General features: G+C 68.4%; 20 protein-coding genes. 9 read left to right on the top strand and 11 right to left on the bottom strand.

Annotated features, from left to right (window positions below):
• Positions 1-73: 73 nt before the first annotated feature.
• Entirely contained in the window at positions 74-931 is an 858-nt protein-coding gene (gene nadC, locus ACOZBP_RS16415) for a carboxylating nicotinate-nucleotide diphosphorylase (protein ID WP_422677398.1), read from the top strand.
• Here the strand turns inward: nadC and ACOZBP_RS16410 are convergent.
• Positions 885-2,051: an acyltransferase family protein gene (locus tag ACOZBP_RS16410; protein ID WP_422677397.1), complete on the bottom strand. Its 1,167-nt coding sequence runs from the start codon at positions 2,049-2,051 to the stop codon at positions 885-887. The two genes, nadC and ACOZBP_RS16410, sit on opposite strands and share 47 nt — an antisense overlap.
• A 112-nt stretch (positions 2,052-2,163) precedes the next feature.
• Between ACOZBP_RS16410 and ACOZBP_RS16405 the strand changes: the two genes are divergently transcribed.
• Positions 2,164-2,373 carry a hypothetical protein gene (locus ACOZBP_RS16405; RefSeq protein WP_422677396.1) on the top strand — a complete coding sequence of 70 codons (210 nt, stop codon included), beginning with the start codon at positions 2,164-2,166 and terminating at the stop codon, positions 2,371-2,373.
• 14 nt (positions 2,374-2,387) lie between these two features.
• On the opposite strand, the gene ACOZBP_RS16400 is transcribed toward ACOZBP_RS16405, so the two are convergent.
• Positions 2,388-3,461, bottom strand: coding sequence for a cell wall hydrolase (locus ACOZBP_RS16400; protein WP_422677395.1), 1,074 nt, complete (start codon positions 3,459-3,461; stop codon positions 2,388-2,390).
• Between the two features lie 365 nt (positions 3,462-3,826).
• Between ACOZBP_RS16400 and ACOZBP_RS16395 the strand changes: the two genes are divergently transcribed.
• The 6 genes from ACOZBP_RS16395 to ACOZBP_RS16370 all read left to right on the top strand — a co-directional run bounded on the left by ACOZBP_RS16395 (position 3,827) and on the right by ACOZBP_RS16370 (position 8,667).
• Entirely contained in the window at positions 3,827-4,027 is a 201-nt protein-coding gene (locus ACOZBP_RS16395) for a hypothetical protein (RefSeq protein ID WP_422677394.1), read from the top strand.
• A 240-nt stretch (positions 4,028-4,267) separates the two neighbouring features.
• A complete protein-coding gene (locus tag ACOZBP_RS16390; RefSeq protein WP_422677393.1) occupies positions 4,268-4,630 on the top strand; it encodes a DUF6481 family protein in 363 nt (120 codons plus the stop codon).
• 215 nt (positions 4,631-4,845) lie between these two features.
• Positions 4,846-5,325 carry a Dps family protein gene (locus ACOZBP_RS16385; RefSeq protein WP_422677392.1) on the top strand — a complete coding sequence of 160 codons (480 nt, stop codon included), beginning with the start codon at positions 4,846-4,848 and terminating at the stop codon, positions 5,323-5,325.
• Positions 5,326-5,424: 99 nt separating this feature from the next.
• Complete coding sequence (locus ACOZBP_RS16380; protein WP_422677391.1) at positions 5,425-6,612, top strand: cell wall hydrolase; 1,188 nt, start codon at positions 5,425-5,427, stop codon at positions 6,610-6,612.
• Between the two features lie 83 nt (positions 6,613-6,695).
• Entirely contained in the window at positions 6,696-8,207 is a 1,512-nt protein-coding gene (locus tag ACOZBP_RS16375; protein WP_422677390.1) for a sensor histidine kinase, read from the top strand.
• Positions 8,208-8,220: 13 nt separating this feature from the next.
• A complete protein-coding gene (locus ACOZBP_RS16370; protein WP_422677399.1) occupies positions 8,221-8,667 on the top strand; it encodes a response regulator in 447 nt (148 codons plus the stop codon).
• 36 nt (positions 8,668-8,703) lie between these two features.
• Here the strand turns inward: ACOZBP_RS16370 and trxB are convergent, their stop codons facing one another.
• Positions 8,704-9,723, bottom strand: a complete 1,020-nt coding sequence (trxB, locus tag ACOZBP_RS16365) for a thioredoxin-disulfide reductase (protein ID WP_422677389.1) — start codon at positions 9,721-9,723, stop codon at positions 8,704-8,706.
• Between the two features lie 70 nt (positions 9,724-9,793).
• On the opposite strand from trxB, the gene ACOZBP_RS16360 reads away from it, so the two are divergent.
• Positions 9,794-10,057, top strand: a complete 264-nt coding sequence (locus tag ACOZBP_RS16360) for a hypothetical protein (RefSeq protein ID WP_422677388.1) — start codon at positions 9,794-9,796, stop codon at positions 10,055-10,057.
• Here the strand turns inward: ACOZBP_RS16360 and ACOZBP_RS16355 are convergent.
• The 8 genes from ACOZBP_RS16355 to ACOZBP_RS16320 form a co-directional block, all read right to left on the bottom strand.
• Complete coding sequence (locus ACOZBP_RS16355; protein WP_422677387.1) at positions 10,054-11,034, bottom strand: mitochondrial fission ELM1 family protein; 981 nt, start codon at positions 11,032-11,034, stop codon at positions 10,054-10,056. The two genes, ACOZBP_RS16360 and ACOZBP_RS16355, sit on opposite strands and share 4 nt — an antisense overlap.
• Positions 11,031-11,480 (bottom strand): VOC family protein, encoded by a 450-nt coding sequence (locus ACOZBP_RS16350; RefSeq protein ID WP_422677386.1) that lies wholly within the window; start codon positions 11,478-11,480, stop codon positions 11,031-11,033. Before ACOZBP_RS16350 ends, ACOZBP_RS16355 begins: the two co-directional genes overlap by 4 nt.
• Positions 11,481-11,484: 4 nt before the next feature.
• On the bottom strand, positions 11,485-11,958 hold the full coding sequence (greA, locus tag ACOZBP_RS16345) for a transcription elongation factor GreA (RefSeq protein WP_422677385.1): 474 nt from the start codon (positions 11,956-11,958) through the stop codon (positions 11,485-11,487).
• 143 nt (positions 11,959-12,101) lie between these two features.
• Positions 12,102-12,275, bottom strand: a complete 174-nt coding sequence (locus tag ACOZBP_RS16340; RefSeq protein WP_422677384.1) for a hypothetical protein — start codon at positions 12,273-12,275, stop codon at positions 12,102-12,104.
• A 62-nt stretch (positions 12,276-12,337) separates the two neighbouring features.
• Positions 12,338-13,006, bottom strand: a complete 669-nt coding sequence (locus tag ACOZBP_RS16335; protein ID WP_422677383.1) for a glutathione S-transferase — start codon at positions 13,004-13,006, stop codon at positions 12,338-12,340.
• 71 nt (positions 13,007-13,077) lie between these two features.
• The gene (locus tag ACOZBP_RS16330) at positions 13,078-13,308 is read right to left on the bottom strand and encodes a cysteine protease (protein ID WP_422677382.1); all 231 of its coding nucleotides are present in this window, start codon (positions 13,306-13,308) and stop codon (positions 13,078-13,080) included.
• Positions 13,309-13,388: 80 nt separating this feature from the next.
• Positions 13,389-14,705, bottom strand: coding sequence for an amidohydrolase (locus tag ACOZBP_RS16325; RefSeq protein ID WP_422677381.1), 1,317 nt, complete (start codon positions 14,703-14,705; stop codon positions 13,389-13,391).
• Between the two features lie 68 nt (positions 14,706-14,773).
• On the bottom strand, positions 14,774-15,055 hold the full coding sequence (locus ACOZBP_RS16320; RefSeq protein ID WP_422677380.1) for a DUF1294 domain-containing protein: 282 nt from the start codon (positions 15,053-15,055) through the stop codon (positions 14,774-14,776).
• Between the last annotated feature and the right edge of the window lie 33 nt (positions 15,056-15,088).

Raw genomic sequence — 15,088 nt, 5'->3', positions numbered from 1 at the left:
CCCCTCCACCATGCTACGCATGGTCCCCCTCCCCCGTGAACGGGGGAGGATTGACGAGCGAGAGGATGAGACCATGACCCGAACCCTGCCGGACCTGCTGATCGAGCCCGTGGTGCGGATGGCTCTGGCCGAGGATCTGGGGCGGACCGGCGACGTGACGGCGCAGGCCTGCATTCCTGAGGACGCGCGTATGAGCGCCGTCTTCTCGGCGCGGCAGGCCGGGGTGATGGCCGGCGGCGCCGTGGTGCGGATCGCGGTTCACGCCATGGACCCGCAGGCGACGGTGACGATCAAGGTGGCCGACGGCGAGGCCTTCGAGGCCGGGACGGTGCTGGTCGCGGTCGAGGCGAACGCCCGCGCCCTGCTGGCGGCGGAGCGGACGGCGCTGAACCTGCTGGGCCGGATGTGCGGCATCGCCACCCTGACCCGGACCTATGTTCAGGCGGTCGCGGGAACCAGCGCCCGCATCGCCGACACCCGCAAGACCACGCCCGGCCTGCGCGCGCTGGAGAAGCACGCCGTGGCCTGCGGCGGGGGGCTGAACCATCGCTTCGGGCTGGATGACGCCATCCTGATCAAGGACAACCACGTCGCTGTCTGCGGCGGGGCGGGGGAGGCGGTGCGCCGGGCCAGAGCCTTCGCGCCCCACCTGATGAAGGTCGAGGTCGAGGTGGACGGTCTGGATCAACTGGACGAGGTCCTGCCGGAACGCCCGGACGTCATCATGCTGGACAATTTCAGCCTGACCGATCTGGAGGAGGCCGTGCGCCGGGTGAAGGCCAGCGCCTTTGGTCCGGTGACGCTGGAGGCCTCAGGCGGGGTCAACCTGACGACGGTGGCGGCGATCGCCGACACCGGGGTGGACGTGATCTCGGTCGGGGCGCTTACGCACTCGGTTCCGCAGCTGGACGTGGGTCTGGACGCGCGCTGAGGTCCGGCGCGCTGAACCAGCGGCGGCGGATGGCGCGCTGCAGCGGGGCGTCGATCAGCCGGTTGTAGAGGTCGGCGGCGACGACGGCGGCGACCAGGGCCAGCAACCAGACGCCCCAGGCCTGCCAGGCGACCGTGGCGACGGCGGGATGGATGCGCTCGATCACCGGCTGGATCGCCCCGAACCAGACCGCGCCCGTGATGGTGTGGGTCATGAACAGGCAGAAGCTGACCCGCGCGCCCCAGGCCGCGCCGGGGATCGGCCGGGTCGTGGCCAGAATCGGGGGCAGGGCGCCGCAGCCGAGCGTCAGGGCGCAGATGGCCAGCAGGCTGATCATGTCCGGCCCGGCGACGGCGACATTGGCCAGCAGGGCGGCGGCCCCGCCGAGGGCGACTAGGCGGGCCGTGCGCGGCGACCAGCAACCCGCCTCGACCGCGCGGGCCAGGGTCAGGCCGATCAGGAACAGCGGCGCGGCGCGGACCATGGCCCACTGGAACGGCAGGTCGAACAGGGAATGGTGCAGCAAGGCGAGGCTGAGAGCCTGGCCGCCGACCAGAAGGACCAGTCCCAGGGCCAGAGCGGCCATCGCTCCCGGCAGGCGCATCATCGCCCGCCACAGCCAGGGGAAGAAGGCGTAGCAGATCAGCAGGGCTGACAGGGTCCAGGCCGGAATGTTCCACTGGCCGCCGCCGATGCCGAAGGCGTGCAGCAAGAGGATCTGCGCGGGCAGGCCCGACCAGTCGAAGCGCTCGGGGTGGGCGGGGGCCTTGCCGACCAGCGTCGCCGCCAGAACCAGGATGGCGAGGACGGCCAGGCTGATCAGGTGGGTCGGATAGCTGCGGGCGAAACGCTTGAGCCAGAATCGGACCGGCGCGATCCGGCCTGACGCGACGCCGGCGCCATAGGCGCGCGCCAGGACGAAGCCGGACAGCATCAGGAAGAAGTCCGTCGCCAGATAGCCGCGCTCCCACACGCTGTGCAGCGACTGGAGCGGAATCGGGGCCTCATCGCCGAAGTGGAACAGGACCACGAACATGGAGGCGAGAAAGCGCAGAGCGTCGAGCGCCCCGCCCCGCAAGAGCGTGGCCGGCTGAGGCGGGACGGTGGTCGGTGTCGTCAAGGGCCGTCTCCCGCGCCCGCGGGGAGGGGCGCATCCTCATCCCGTCAGCAAGAAACGCGCCGGGAACGTCTCTGCGTCGAAGGCCGTTTCATTCTGGCGAAAGGAGAAGCCCATGAGCAAGACCCCCTCGGTTCCCAAGGAACAACGCAGCTTCGCCGATCATGGCGCCCGCGCGGTCGACGACATGGCGGACCGGCGCGACCTGGCCACCGGCGCCCAGTCGGGCCAGCCCGGCGACGCAGACGTCAACACCGGGCAGCAGGGCCGGTTCGGCAACCTGAAGCAGAACATGACGCCGCAATGGAAGACGCAGGACCGCTGAACGCAGCCTGCAGGCTATTCCGTGGTCACGCCGTCGACGGCGGCGGCCGCCGTCGGCGTGGCTGCGCCCTCGCGCGCCAGAACCGTCGAATAGGCCACGGCGCCGCCCGTGCTCCGTGCGCTGTCCGCCGAACTGAGGCTGGCCTGGATCAGGCGGGGCGTGGCAGGCTCGGCCGACGGCCGGGGCGTGTAGCGGAAAGAGTCGCCCGAGCCCGAGCGACCGCCGAACCGATAGAAGAGGTGGTCCCCGACCTGGCCGACGCGGATCAGGCTGTTGCGCCAGCGCGGCGCGACGCCGGTCGTGTGGAAGTGGGTGGCGTTGCCGACCGCTGCATAGACCTGACCCGACAGGGCCTTGGAGGCCACGTCGCGGGCGCGGTTCCAGGCGGCGCGATTGACCGCCCCCCGCATGGAGCCGTTGCAGGTGAAGCTGAACTGGCAGCCGGTGCTGCGGTTCGAGCCTTGATAGACCACGGCGCAGACGGTGTTGGGGAAGGCGGGATGGCGGGCGCGGTTCAGGACCACCTGGGCCACGGCCCTCATGCCGTCGACGCCTTCGCCGCGCGCCTCATAGTAGGCGGCCTTGGTCAGGCAGTCGAGGTCGCGCGACTGGTCCAGCGCGGTGCCGAGGCGGAAGGGCTGGGCGGCGGGGTTGCTCAGGCTGGCGCGACGCAGGCCGTTCTGGGAGTCTTCCAGGCGGGCGGTCAGCAACTCCGCCTGACGGTCGCGCTGGGCGGACCCGGCGACGGAATAGGGGTCGTGGCGATCCGCGATGGCCAGGGCGCTGGCGTCCAGGCCGCCGGCCGCTGCGGCCATGGCTTCGCGGGTATAGCCCTCGGAGCCGGCGCCTTGCAGGCGTTCGGCCTGAACGCGAACGGTTGAAGCCTGGGCGGCCACGCCGCCCAGATAGGCTCCACCGACAGCGAGGCTGACAACGCCGCCGAACGCCGCAGCCGCCGTCCGGGGGCGCAGGCGAACAGATTGGGCGGCGCGCATCAGCGCACGCGTCTGCGAGGAGAAACTCAAAGGCGTAGTCCTGTTCAGCAGGGCGAGGATGCCGCCCCTGTACTCAACGAACCCAGGCGACATGACGCGTCGCGAACCGGCTCCGGACCAGAGATCGACGAACGGCCGACCTCCGGAAGGCGGGCCTTAAGCCATCCGTTTATGGCCTCAATGTGGTTGATTCGGCAATTGCTATCGCGGTGCAGCATTCCAGAGCGCCCCTAGAGACGGCAGGAGGAAGCGGGCAGATTGTGGCATGTCTATGCCAGAGAACATCTTATGAAATCTGTATTCGATTACGATATCATGATTTCGACGGCGGGCCGTCCAGGGCGATAACCCTATTTGTATGGCAGGTTATACTTGTTCGACAAGATCCAGCCATAGAGGGGAACTCATCCCCTTGAGCTGCGTTGCAAGCTCAACCATTTCAAGGAGTTCTTGCCCAGATGATCCGTCTTTCGACCCGCGCCGCCGCCGTTCTCGTTCTGGGCGTCTCGACGCTTGGCCTCGCCGCGTGCGGCCATTCGATCGAGCAAAAGGCTGCAACCGGCGCCATCGCCGGTGCGGTGGTGGCCGGACCGGTCGGCGCGGCTGTGGGCGGCGCCGCGGGCGCGGCCGTCGGCCAGATCGACAAGCCGAAGCGCTAGGCCGTCTGGAGCGCGCAACGGTCCCGGCTGACAGCGGCGCCGTTGCGAACCTGCGCCTCTGGGGATGCGATTGGAGCCCCTAATTGCATCCTTTGGGCCCTGAATCGGCGGCAGCGCTTGATTTTTGCGCCGGATTCGGCTTTGGCAGCGCGCCGGGCCGTTCGCGCATCTGCACGCCCGCCGGGCCGCCATGATCGGCGTCGCCCCTCATCAGATTTCCAAGGAAGACCGCTTCTACGCATGCGAGACCTTAAACAAACCGGCTTCAACGACCGCATCACCGCTCAACAGGAGGCCAAGAAGGCCCTGCTGGCGAAGTTCAAGCCCAAGCCGGCGGTCCAGGACCCCGAGTTCGAAAAGCTGGCTCTCAAGCGCGCCGCTGAGAAGGAAGCCCTGCGCCAGCAGTTCGAGCTGGAGAAGGCCGAACAGCGCCGTGAAAAGGCGGAGAAGGAAGCCGCCCGCCTGGCCGCCGAAATGGCCGCCCAGGACGAGGTCGAGGCCGCCAAGCGCGCCGCCCGCAAGGAGCGCAAGCAACTGACCAAGGAAGAGCAAAAGGCGGCGCGCGACGCCCGCTACGCCGCCCGCAAGGCGCGTCAGCGCTAAAGGCTCGATCCATGATGGGCGGAACCGGGCGCGGGCCGGGTTCCGCCGACAGGCGCCAATGCGTCGATCGTGGGCGTCCGCCCTGCAACGCCCGCGCGCGCTCAGCGTTACAGCCGCGATGATTCATGCGCTCAGGTCAGTCTCGCCCTTGGCTGACGCGAAAAAAGACCTAACTGCAGAGCTGGATCTTCGTTCGAAACGCATCAGGAGCAGACATGCCCGCCTCCATCGACACCGGCCTGAAACCCAAGGAGCGCAGCGACGTCGCGCAGGAACTGTCCAAGGTTCTGGCCGACAGCTTCGCCGTCTATCAGAAGACGCACGGCTATCACTGGAATGTCCGCGGGCCCGAGTTCTTCAGCCTGCACAAGCTGCTGGAACAGCAGTACAATGAGATCTGGACGGCGCTGGACGACATCGCAGAGCGCATTCGCGCCCTGGGCGAACTGGCCCCGCAGAGCGCTTCGGCCTTCGCCAACCTGACCTCCATCAAGGACGGCGATCCCGAAAAGGACGCCAGCGCCATGCTCAAGGAGCTGATCAAGGACCACGGCGTGCTGATCGCCACGGCTCGCGCCGCGCTCGACGCCGCCGACGAGGTCGGCGACGAGGCCTCGGTGGATCTGATGACCCAGCGTCTGGCCGCACATGAAAAGGCCGCCTGGATGCTGCGTTCCAGCCTGGGCGACCGCTAGGCTCCTCACGGAACAGTAATCTTCGGGCCTGAAAAGCGCCGGATTGGGCGGTCATGGGACCCCCTCCGGCGTTCACCAGCGCCGCACATGGAAGGCTGGATGCTGAAAGGCCGACTGCCACAGTTGAAGATTACGGGACGCCGGGCCCTGGCCGCGGCGCCCATGGTCATGGCCGTCAGTCTGGCGGTCATGGGCGTGGCCATGTCGGCCAGCTCCAGCCCCCGTCCCGATATGGACCGGACCGTCGAGGCCGTCGCCCGCGCCACCGGGGGTGATCTAAGCCCGCGCGGGTTGCAACTGGTCATGGCGCGCCTGGATGCGGGACAACTGGCCCTGGCCCGCCGTTTCGACCCGGCGCTGAATCTGCCGGAACTCTACGACCTGACGCCGGGCTGGGAGAGCCTGTCCCTGGGCGGAAAGCCGTCGCTGGATCAGGGTGTGTCGGGCGTCGCCGCCCAGCAGCTGAACGCGGCCATGCCGACCGCCTTCGGCGCCCTGCAGCCGGCCAGGCCCTTTGATCTGCGCCCGGCGACCGAAGCCGACCGCAAGCGCGCCCTGCGCTGCCTGACCCAGGCCGTCTATTACGAGGCGGCGCTGGAGCCGACCGAGGGGCAGGAGGGCGTGGCCCAGGTCGTGCTGAACCGGGTGCGCGATCCCAACTATCCGAATACGGTCTGCGGCGTCGTCTATCAGGGCGCGGAGCGGACCACGGGCTGCCAGTTCAGCTTCACCTGCGACGGCGCCCTGGGCCGGGCGCCCATCGCCTGGGCCTGGAGCCGCGCCGCGCGCGTGGCCGAGCGGGCCCTGGCCGGTCATGTGGCGGCGCGCGTGGGAACGGCGACCCACTATCACGCCGACTATGTCCATCCCTGGTGGTCGCCGACCCTGGCCAAGATCACCCAGGTCGGGGCGCACATCTTCTATCGCTGGAAGGGGGCGCCCGGCGAGAGCGCCGCCTTCACCGACAAGTCCTCGGGCCGCGAGCCGGTCATCGACGAGGCCCGCTTCGCCCGTCCGCGCCTCCTGCTGGCCACCGCCGCCGACAGCGTCGAGGAAGCCCTGGCCGGCGCCCAGCCGGGCCAGTTGCGCACCGTCGAGATCGACGGCCAGACCCGGGTCGTCGGCGTCGCCAGCCTGGGCGGTCGTCGCCAGGCCAGCAAGGACGAGATCGCCGCCATCAACGAACGGCTGAAAGCCTACGAAAGCGCGCCCGCGGTCACGGTTGCGCCGCCGCCGCCCGGCGTCACCGCCATGGCGGTCGAGGAGGTGGGCAGGCCGGGAGCCTAGGCGTTGCATTTAAATGCAACGAGCCTTCGGCTCGCGCATTTCTGCTGGCCTGCTGACAAGCACGGGCTTCCCGGATTGATCGATTGACCAAAACCCCGACCTGGACAGAAGCAGACCGCCTCAAGGCCCTGCGGGCGACGGGCATTCTCGACACGGATCGCGAACAGGCCTTCGACGACATCGTCGAACTGGCGGCCAGCCTTTGCGATGTGCCAGTCGCGGTGGTCAATCTGATCGACGCCGAACGGCAGTGGTTCAAGGCCGAGGTCGGCCTGGGCGTGCGCGAGACGCCGCTGGAGACCTCCTTCTGTCGCCACGCCCTGCTGGAGAGCGATCGTCTGGTGGTGCCGGATGCGCGAGAGGATGCGCGTTTCGCCTGCAACCCCCTGGTCACGGCGGAGGGAGGCTTTCGTTTCTATGCGGGCGTTCTGTTGAGGGGCGAGAACGGTGCGCCCCTGGGCACCCTGTGTGTCCTGGATGTCGTGCCGCGCCCCGAAGGACTGACGCCCTTGCAGTCGCGGGCTCTGGAGGTGATGGCCAGCCAGGTCATGACCCTGCTGGACCTGCGACGCGGCCTGGCGCGAGAGCGCGCCAGCAATGCGCGGTTTGACGCCCTGGCCGACTCCATGCCGCAGATGGTCTGGTCCACACGCGCGGACGGCTTTCACGACTACTTCAACGCGCGCTGGCACGAGTTCACCGGCACGACCCCGGGCTCGACCGACGGCGCCGGCTGGAACGATCTGTTCCATCCCGAAGATCGCGAGCGCGCCTGGAGCGTCTGGCGTCATTCGCTGGCGACGGGCGATCCCTATGAGATCGAATACCGGCTGCGTCGCCACGACGGTCTCTATCGCTGGACCCTGGGCCGCGCAACGGCTGTACGCGATGACGAGGGCGAGATCGTCCGCTGGTTCGGCACCTGCACCGACATCGACGACCTGAAGCAGATCGAACGCGGCAAGGAGCTGGTCAGCCAGGAGCTGAGCCACCGGATCAAGAACATCTTCGCCGTGGTGTCGGCCCTGGTCGCCCTGTCGGCGCGCCAGCACCCGGAAGCCAAGGCGTTTTCCCAGTCGCTGCGCACCCGTATCAACGCCCTGGCCCGAGCGCATGAGTTCGTGCGCCCGCACACCGAAATCTCCGCGCCCAGCGTCGGCGCCATGACCTTGCACGCCTTCCTCGAGGCGATGTTCCGACCCTACGCCGGGGTTCAGGGCGCGCCCCGCGTGCTGCTGAGCGGCGACGATGCGGTGTTCGACGACCAGGCCGCGACCTCGGTGGCCCTGCTGTTCCACGAGATGGCGACCAACGCCGCAAAGTACGGCGCTCTGTCGGAGCCGGACGGTTGGGTGACGCTGGAAACCCGCAAGGCCGATGATCGGTTTATCCTGGTCTGGCGCGAGCATGGCGGACCGCGTGTTACGGGCCAACCGACGCGCGTCGGCTTTGGCACGACCCTGTCGACGCTGTCGGTCGAAGGCCAGTTGGGCGGCCGGTTGGAACGTCTGTGGCTCGAGGGGGGTTTGGTGGTGAAGGCCGACCTGCCCGCGACGGCCTTGTCGCGTCGCAGGGCGGCGTTGAAAACGGCATGAGGCCTGCGATCCCCTGCGGGTCAGGCCGAACCGGAGTTGTCAGGAAGCTAGTATGTCCGCGCGTATTCTGATCATCGAGGACGAGGCCCTTGTGGCGATGGAGCTGAAGTTCGCCCTGCTGGACCTGGGGTACCAGGTCGTGGGGCTGGCTGCGGACGCGCCCACCGCGCTCGACCTGGTGCGTGAGTCCGAAGTGGATCTCGCGCTCGTGGACATCCACCTGTCGGACGGGCCGACCGGGATCGAACTGGGTCGCGCGCTCGGACAGGAGCGCGGCATCACCGTCCTGTTCATGACGGCCAACCCCGGCATGGTGCGCGACGGCGTGGCGGGTGCGGTCGGCGTTCTGCCCAAGCCGACGGACGATTATGCGATTCAGAGCGCGGTCGATTACGCCCTGCGTCGTCGCAATGGAGAGCCGACGCTCTACGCGCCGCCCGAGTTGCAGGTCTTCAACTAGGAACTTGTGGCGAGGGCTTGCGCCCTCGCCAACGGATCACCAGGCGCCGATCTTCTCGGCTTCCTTGTGGCTGATCGGATTATGAGCGGCCTTGTGGTCTTCCTCGGCCAGGAAGCGCGAGGCTTCCAGCGCCGCCATGCAGCCCATGCCGGCGGCGGTGACGGCCTGGCGATAGACGTCGTCGGTGACGTCGCCGGCGGCGTAGACGCCCTCGATGGCGGTGGCGGCGGTGCCCGGCTTGACCCGCAGATAGCCGCCCGAGTTGATTTCCAGCTGACCGGCGAAGAGCTCCGAGGAAGGGGCGTGGCCGATCGCGATGAAGACGCCGTCGGCGGGGATTTCCGACAGGGCGCCGGTCTTGACGTTCTTCAGGCGCACCCCCGTGACGTTGCGGGCCACGCCGTCGACGACGCCGAGGATCTCATCTACGGCCACGTCCCAGACCACCTCGATCTTGGGGTGAGCGAACAGGCGGTCCTGCAGAATTTTCTCAGCGCGGAACTCGTTCTTGCGGTGGATGACCGTAACCTTCTCGGCGAAGTTGGTCAGGAACAGGGCCTCTTCGACAGCGGTGTTGCCGCCGCCGACGACCACCACCTGCTTGCCGCGATAGAAGAAGCCGTCGCAGGTGGCGCAGGCCGAGACGCCGAAGCCCTGATACTCGGCCTCGCTGTCGAGACCCAGCCACTTGGCCTGGGCGCCGGTCGAGATGATGACGGTTTCGGCCAGCATTTCCCCGCCCGAGTCCAGCGTCAGACGGAAGGGGCGCTGCGACAGGTCGGCCTCGACCACGATGTCGTGGACGATCTCCGTGCCCACGTGCTCGGCCTGGGCCTGCATTTGCTCCATCAGCCAGGGACCCTGGATGGTCTCGGCGAAACCGGGGTAGTTTTCGACGTCGGTGGTGATGGTCAACTGGCCGCCGGGCTGCAGGCCGGCGATGACCACCGGGTTCAGCGAAGCGCGGGCGGCGTAGATGGCGGCGGTCCAGCCGGCGGGACCGGATCCGATGATGGCGACGCGGACGGTGCGAACTTGGGCGGTAGCTTGGGTCATGGCCCTATTTAGGCGCTGATTCCCGGAATCGCGATGCTAGGATGCGGTTTCAGCATTGGGGGAGGGATTCATGCGTGGAAACAGGGCGGCCTTTTTGCCGATCGGCGTGGGCGCAGGCGTCGCCATCGGCGTCGCTGTCGGGACGGCCACGGATAATCTGGCCCTGTGGCTGTCGCTCGGCGTCGCCATCGGCTCGGGTCTGGGCGTGGCCATGATGGGGCTGAGCGGCGCCGTCTCGAAAAACAAGAGCGACGGCGGCGGTGTATCCGATAGCGGCGCGTCGGGCGGCGGCGACGCCAGTTGCGGCTCGGACGGCGGCGGCGGCGGCGACTAGCGCGCCCGCATCGCCTCCAGCACGGCGCGCGCCGCACGCTCGGTTTCATTGAGCGGGGCAGCGCTCCAGGCGTCGAGCCTGCCGTCGAAAGGGCGAGCGGCGCCATGGGCCGCCAGATCGGCGTGCAGCCGCGCGAACTTGCCGGGAGGCTTCAGCGCGACCATCGGCAGGATATGGACGGGTTTGCCGGTCGAGGCCGCCTCGGCCGCCATATTGGCGCTGTCCTCGGTCACGAGAATATGGTCAGCGGCGTCGAGCATGGCGAACAGGGGATTGTCGCCAGTTCCATCCCAGATCCAGCCGGGCAGGCCGGACAGGCGCTCGATCATGACGGCTTGGGCGGCCTCGGGCGTGCGGCGCGAGAAGGTCAGCAACAGGGAGCCGTTCGCCGTCTGGATCGCCGTCCTGATGCGATCGGCCAGGTCGGCGGCGTGGCCGGGCGGCAGGTCAAAGGCTTTCGACCTGCCGCCGATCATGACAGCGACGCGCGGATGGGGCAGGGCGCCGATGCGCTCGGCGAAGGCGGGAGCGGCCTGGGCCAGCGCCTGCGGCGTGATGCGGTGAGGGCTGCCGACGATTTCGAAGACATTGTCGCCCGACAGTCCATCATGGGCCGGGGCGACGATCAGGTCGTAGGCGGTGTTGCGCCAGCGCGGGTCCTGGGTCTGGACCGTGAAGGTTCGGCCGTCGCTCCAGTCGCCGACCTTGGCGGACAGGGGCAGGGTGGCGCGACCGGTGGCGATCCACAGGTCAGGCCATACATCGACTGTGCGAGGGTCGAATGAACCCGGCGCCAGCATGGCGAGGGTTTTCATCCCCGACGGCCAGCGATCAAAAGCGGGGCGCCAGCGAACATGCTTGATGTCAATTTCGGCCGGCGTCAGGCGCTGCACCGCCTCGGCCAGGCCCAGGGCCTGGTTCTGGATGCCGGCGCGGCCGTCGGAAACGACCCAGATCGACCGGGGCGGGGGGGTCACGATCCGGTTCGGGGGCCTGTTGGCGAGGCGACGACGGTATCGGCTGCGATCCAGCAGACGGCCTCGATCTTGTTGCCGTCGGGATCCCGAAGGAAGGCGGCGTAGTAGCCGGGGGCGTAGTGGGGCCGGCGTCCCGGCGCGCCTTCGTCAAACCCGCCCGCCGCCAGTCCGGCAGCGTGAAATCGCGCCACGGTTTCGGGCGCGTCTGCGGTAAAGCAGACGTGGACGCCGTTGCCGGCCGAGGCGTCCCTGCCGTCGTGGGGTCGCGCAGCCCAGAATTCGGGAAAGGCGCGGCCGTAGCCGATGCCGACGGCGTGTTCCATCACGCGGCGAGCGCCCAAAACGCCCATCACCGCATCATAGAAGCGTCCAGCGCGGGTCATGTCCGTCACGCCGACCGAGACGTGCGACACCAGAGGCGAACGCGTCCCGGTCGGTTCGGTCATGATGCTATTTCCACTCGACCTTGAGGATCTCATAGGCCTTCACGCCGCCGGGCGTGTTGACCTCGACCACGTCGCCGATCTCTTTCGAGATCAGGGCGCGGGCGATCGGCGAGGCGATGGAGATCTTGCCCTGCTTCACGTCGGCTTCGTGTTCGCCGACGATCTGATAGACGCCCTCTTCCTCGGTGTCCTCGTCCACATAGGTGACGGTGGCGCCGAACTTGACCTGGCTGCCCGACAGCTTGGACACGTCGATCACCTGGGCGCGCGACAGCTTGTCCTCGATGTCGGCGATCGAGCCTTCGATCCAGCCCTGGCGTTCCTTGGCGGCGTGATACTCGGCGTTTTCAGACAGGTCGCCGTGCTCGCGCGCCTCGGAGATGGCGGCGATGACGCTCGGCCGTTCGACCTGCTTCAATTGCTTCAACTGTTCGTCGAGGACACGGTAGCCCTCGGCCGTCATCGGCACTTTTTCCATTGTGTCGTGATTTTCTTGTTTCGCCCGGAGACTAATGAGAGACGTTAATCGGCACAGACACGATCACGGGGCGCGCGTGATCGGGGCCAAGAGGGTAGGGCGCCCTTGCCGTAAACTCAAGAGCATCCGTCCGAGGCGACCTGTCAGGGCTTGGGCTGGCTCATAGCCCGGCGAATGGCGGTCCAGGCGATGAAGCCAAGCGCCGCAACGGCCAGCAGCATGAAGACGCTGGATATGATCCCGACCCCGGCGGCGATGAACGCAATGGCGATGCAGACGGCGGCGGCCAGGGCCGCGATGACTTGAATGACGGACATGCGCATGGTGTCCCTAACGTCGTCGGCAGCTCCGGGTTGCCATGGCGTAGCCGTGAAGGCCGTCAGGCGTAGGCGTATTCCCCGCCGCGCTCCAGGGCGCGCTTCCACGCCGGGCGAGCATGGATGGCCGTCAGGAAGCGGCTGATGTGGGGATAGGCCGACAGGTCGATGGCGCGGCTGGCGGCGGCCTCCAGGGGAAAGCTCATCATGATGTCGGCGGCGCTGAACGACGGGCCGGCGAACCAGCCGGTGGCGGCCAATTCCCTTTCCTGCCAGTCGGCGTGGGCCTTGAGCTGGGGATCGATGAAGGTCCGCTGCGCCTTGGCGGCGATGCCGTTGACGATGGGCCGCAGAAGGCCCGGCGCGCGTTTCGGCATCTGGGCGAACACCAGCTTCAGCAGCAGGGGCGGCATGGCCGACCCCTCGGCGTAGTGCAGCCAGTAGCTGAAGCGACGCCCGTCCGCCGTGCCGCGCGCGGGACGCAGCCGTCCCTCGGGATCATGGGCGTCCAGCAGGTATTCGACGATGGCCCCCGTCTCGGCCACGCGGATGTCGCCGTCGTCCAGCACTGGCGACTTGCCCAGAGGGTGAATAGCTCTCAGCTCAGGCGGGGCCAGCATGGAGGCCGGGTTCCGCTCATAGCGTTTGACCTCATAGGGCAGGCCCAGCTCCTCCAGCAGCCAGAGGACGCGCTGGGAGCGGGAGTTGTTCAGGTGATGGACGACGATCATGGGCGCGCTCCGTCTGGTGAAGGGCCAGCTTGGGCGCTTGACCTAGGGGACGTCCAGAGACTGCGTGCCGGTCAGCGGCGCGAACGACCGCTCCAGTGACCGCGGCCTCGGGTTTTGGCGCGGGACTTCGCCCCGGACGAGGAGGTGGGCGCGGCGCCGGGGCGGCTCGCCTGATGCCGCTGCCACATCTCGAACGCCAGGGTGGCGAAGGCCAGCTTGCCCGCGTGGCGACCGGCGAAACCGCGTCCGCGACGGGACAGAAGAAGGCCGCCGAGCAGGGTGGCGATGCGGGGCAGGCGCATGTGAGGAACTCCGTGAAGGTCGGGCGAATGCAGGCTGAACGGTTCAGCCGCCCGACGGTTCAGAGGGGAGACTCCCGGCTTCAGGTCTTCGGCATCAGGGCTTCGGCGGCGAGGACGGAACCCTCGACGCCCAGGGTGACGGCGGGTTCGGGCGTGATGCGAAACAGGGGCGAATGGTGGCCGGGGGCGCTGTCGACCTGATCCGCCGGAGTGCCGCCGACGGCGAAGTAGACGCCCTTCACCCCGCTCTCGGGGGTGACGAAATGGGCGAAGTCTTCGGCGCCCATGCCGGAACGCGGCTGCTCGATCAATATGTCCTCGCCCAGACCGGCGGCGAAGGCGGCGCGGACCCGGGCGGCGGTCGCGGCGTCGTTGACGGTCGGCGGGGTGCTTTCCAGCGCCGAGCGGGTGACGGTGGGCAGCCTGTCCTCGGGCACGCCCAAAGCCAGGGCGGTGTTGCGGCTGACGCGGTCGATGCCGTCGAGTAACTGCGTTCGGACCTCGGGGCTGTCGGCGCGAACCGTCAGTTGCATGTCCACGCGGTCGGAGATGATGTTGTGCTTGATGCCGCCGTGGATGGCGCCGACCGTGACGACCGCCCCTTCCAGCGGATTGGTCTCGCGGCTGCGCAGGGATTGCAGCGACACGACGATCTGCGAGGCGACCAGGATCGGATCGACGCCCATGTGGGGCGAGGCGCCGTGGGTTCCGACGCCGTGAACCGTGATGTCCACGCTGTCGGCGCTGGAATAGACAATCCCCAGCGGGGCCTCGATCCTGCCCGACGGCAGGTCGGCCCCGACGTGGAAGGCCACGGCGTAATCCGGCTTGGGGAAACGGGTGTAGAGGCCGTCATCGACCATGGCCTTGGCGCCGAAGATGCGCTCCTCGGCCGGCTGGGCGATCAGGACCAGGGCGCCGGACCAGTTGGCCTTGCGCGCCGCCATCTGTCGCGCCGTGCCGACCAGGGCGGTGATGTGCACGTCGTGGCCGCAGGCGTGCATGACGGGCTTCTCGACGCCGTCGGTATCGACCTGACGCGCGGTCGAGGCGTTGGCCAGGCCGGAGTTCTCCAGCAGGGGCAGGCCGTCCATGTCGGCGCGGATCATGACGGTGGGGCCGGCGCCGTTCCTCAGAACCGCGACCACGCCGGTCCCGCCGACGCCGGTGGTGACCTCATAGCCCAGCGCGCGCAGTTCCTGCGCCATGCGGGCGGCGGTCTGGACCTCCATGCCCGACAGTTCGGGGTTGCGGTGGAAATGGTCGAACAGGGCCCCGAGGTTGGCGTCGTAGTCCGCCTTCACCGCCGCCTTGAGCCCGACGTCTTGCGCCATGACCGGTGCGGCGCCCGCCGCCAGAACCGCCGCCAGGGCGGCCGTCATCATCCGTCGCTTCATGTCATCCCCCTGATCCCTGCGGCGAGCCTATGCCTTTCACCGGGGGCGGCAAGGGTCGAAATGGAGGCTCAGCGCCAGACGACCATGGCGACGGCCAGCAGGGCCAGGGCGTGAAGCGTCAGGATCAGGCCCAGCCAGGCGGCGAAGGGCTGTTTGCGCGTCTTGTGACGCAGCAGCCGCTGGCCCAGGCCGGCGCCGAGGCCGCCGAACAGGGCGGCCAGCAACAGGGTGCGTTCGGGGATGCGCCGTCCGCCCGCGCGTGCCCGCGCCTTGTCGAGCGCGAACAGGCTGAAGGCCAAGAGGTTGGCGAGGGAGAGGGCCAGGAGGCACAGGGGGATGGCGTCGCTCATAGGGTTCCGTTTGCCGAGCCTGAGTTGCTGCTC

The sequence above is a fragment of the Brevundimonas sp. NPDC058933 genome, from assembly GCF_049315965.1.
GTDB lineage: Bacteria > Pseudomonadota > Alphaproteobacteria > Caulobacterales > Caulobacteraceae > Brevundimonas.
The sequence above is the reverse complement of the archived record's forward strand: the minus strand, read 5'-3'. Positions and strand labels throughout refer to the sequence as shown.

Coding starts and splice junctions, on each gene's coding strand:
- nadC (WP_422677398.1), top strand. CDS start 74: ATGACCCGAACCCTGCCGGACCTGCTGATCGAGCCCGTGGTGCGGATG.
- ACOZBP_RS16405 (WP_422677396.1), top strand. CDS start 2,164: ATGAGCAAGACCCCCTCGGTTCCCAAGGAACAACGCAGCTTCGCCGAT.
- ACOZBP_RS16400 (WP_422677395.1), bottom strand. CDS start 3,461: ATGTCGCCTGGGTTCGTTGAGTACAGGGGCGGCATCCTCGCCCTGCTG.
- ACOZBP_RS16395 (WP_422677394.1), top strand. CDS start 3,827: ATGATCCGTCTTTCGACCCGCGCCGCCGCCGTTCTCGTTCTGGGCGTC.
- ACOZBP_RS16390 (WP_422677393.1), top strand. CDS start 4,268: ATGCGAGACCTTAAACAAACCGGCTTCAACGACCGCATCACCGCTCAA.
- ACOZBP_RS16385 (WP_422677392.1), top strand. CDS start 4,846: ATGCCCGCCTCCATCGACACCGGCCTGAAACCCAAGGAGCGCAGCGAC.
- ACOZBP_RS16380 (WP_422677391.1), top strand. CDS start 5,425: ATGCTGAAAGGCCGACTGCCACAGTTGAAGATTACGGGACGCCGGGCC.
- trxB (WP_422677389.1), bottom strand. CDS start 9,723: ATGACCCAAGCTACCGCCCAAGTTCGCACCGTCCGCGTCGCCATCATC.
- ACOZBP_RS16360 (WP_422677388.1), top strand. CDS start 9,794: ATGCGTGGAAACAGGGCGGCCTTTTTGCCGATCGGCGTGGGCGCAGGC.
- ACOZBP_RS16350 (WP_422677386.1), bottom strand. CDS start 11,480: ATGACCGAACCGACCGGGACGCGTTCGCCTCTGGTGTCGCACGTCTCG.
- greA (WP_422677385.1), bottom strand. CDS start 11,958: ATGGAAAAAGTGCCGATGACGGCCGAGGGCTACCGTGTCCTCGACGAA.
- ACOZBP_RS16340 (WP_422677384.1), bottom strand. CDS start 12,275: ATGTCCGTCATTCAAGTCATCGCGGCCCTGGCCGCCGCCGTCTGCATC.
- ACOZBP_RS16335 (WP_422677383.1), bottom strand. CDS start 13,006: ATGATCGTCGTCCATCACCTGAACAACTCCCGCTCCCAGCGCGTCCTC.
- ACOZBP_RS16330 (WP_422677382.1), bottom strand. CDS start 13,308: ATGCGCCTGCCCCGCATCGCCACCCTGCTCGGCGGCCTTCTTCTGTCC.
- ACOZBP_RS16325 (WP_422677381.1), bottom strand. CDS start 14,705: ATGAAGCGACGGATGATGACGGCCGCCCTGGCGGCGGTTCTGGCGGCG.
- ACOZBP_RS16320 (WP_422677380.1), bottom strand. CDS start 15,055: ATGAGCGACGCCATCCCCCTGTGCCTCCTGGCCCTCTCCCTCGCCAAC.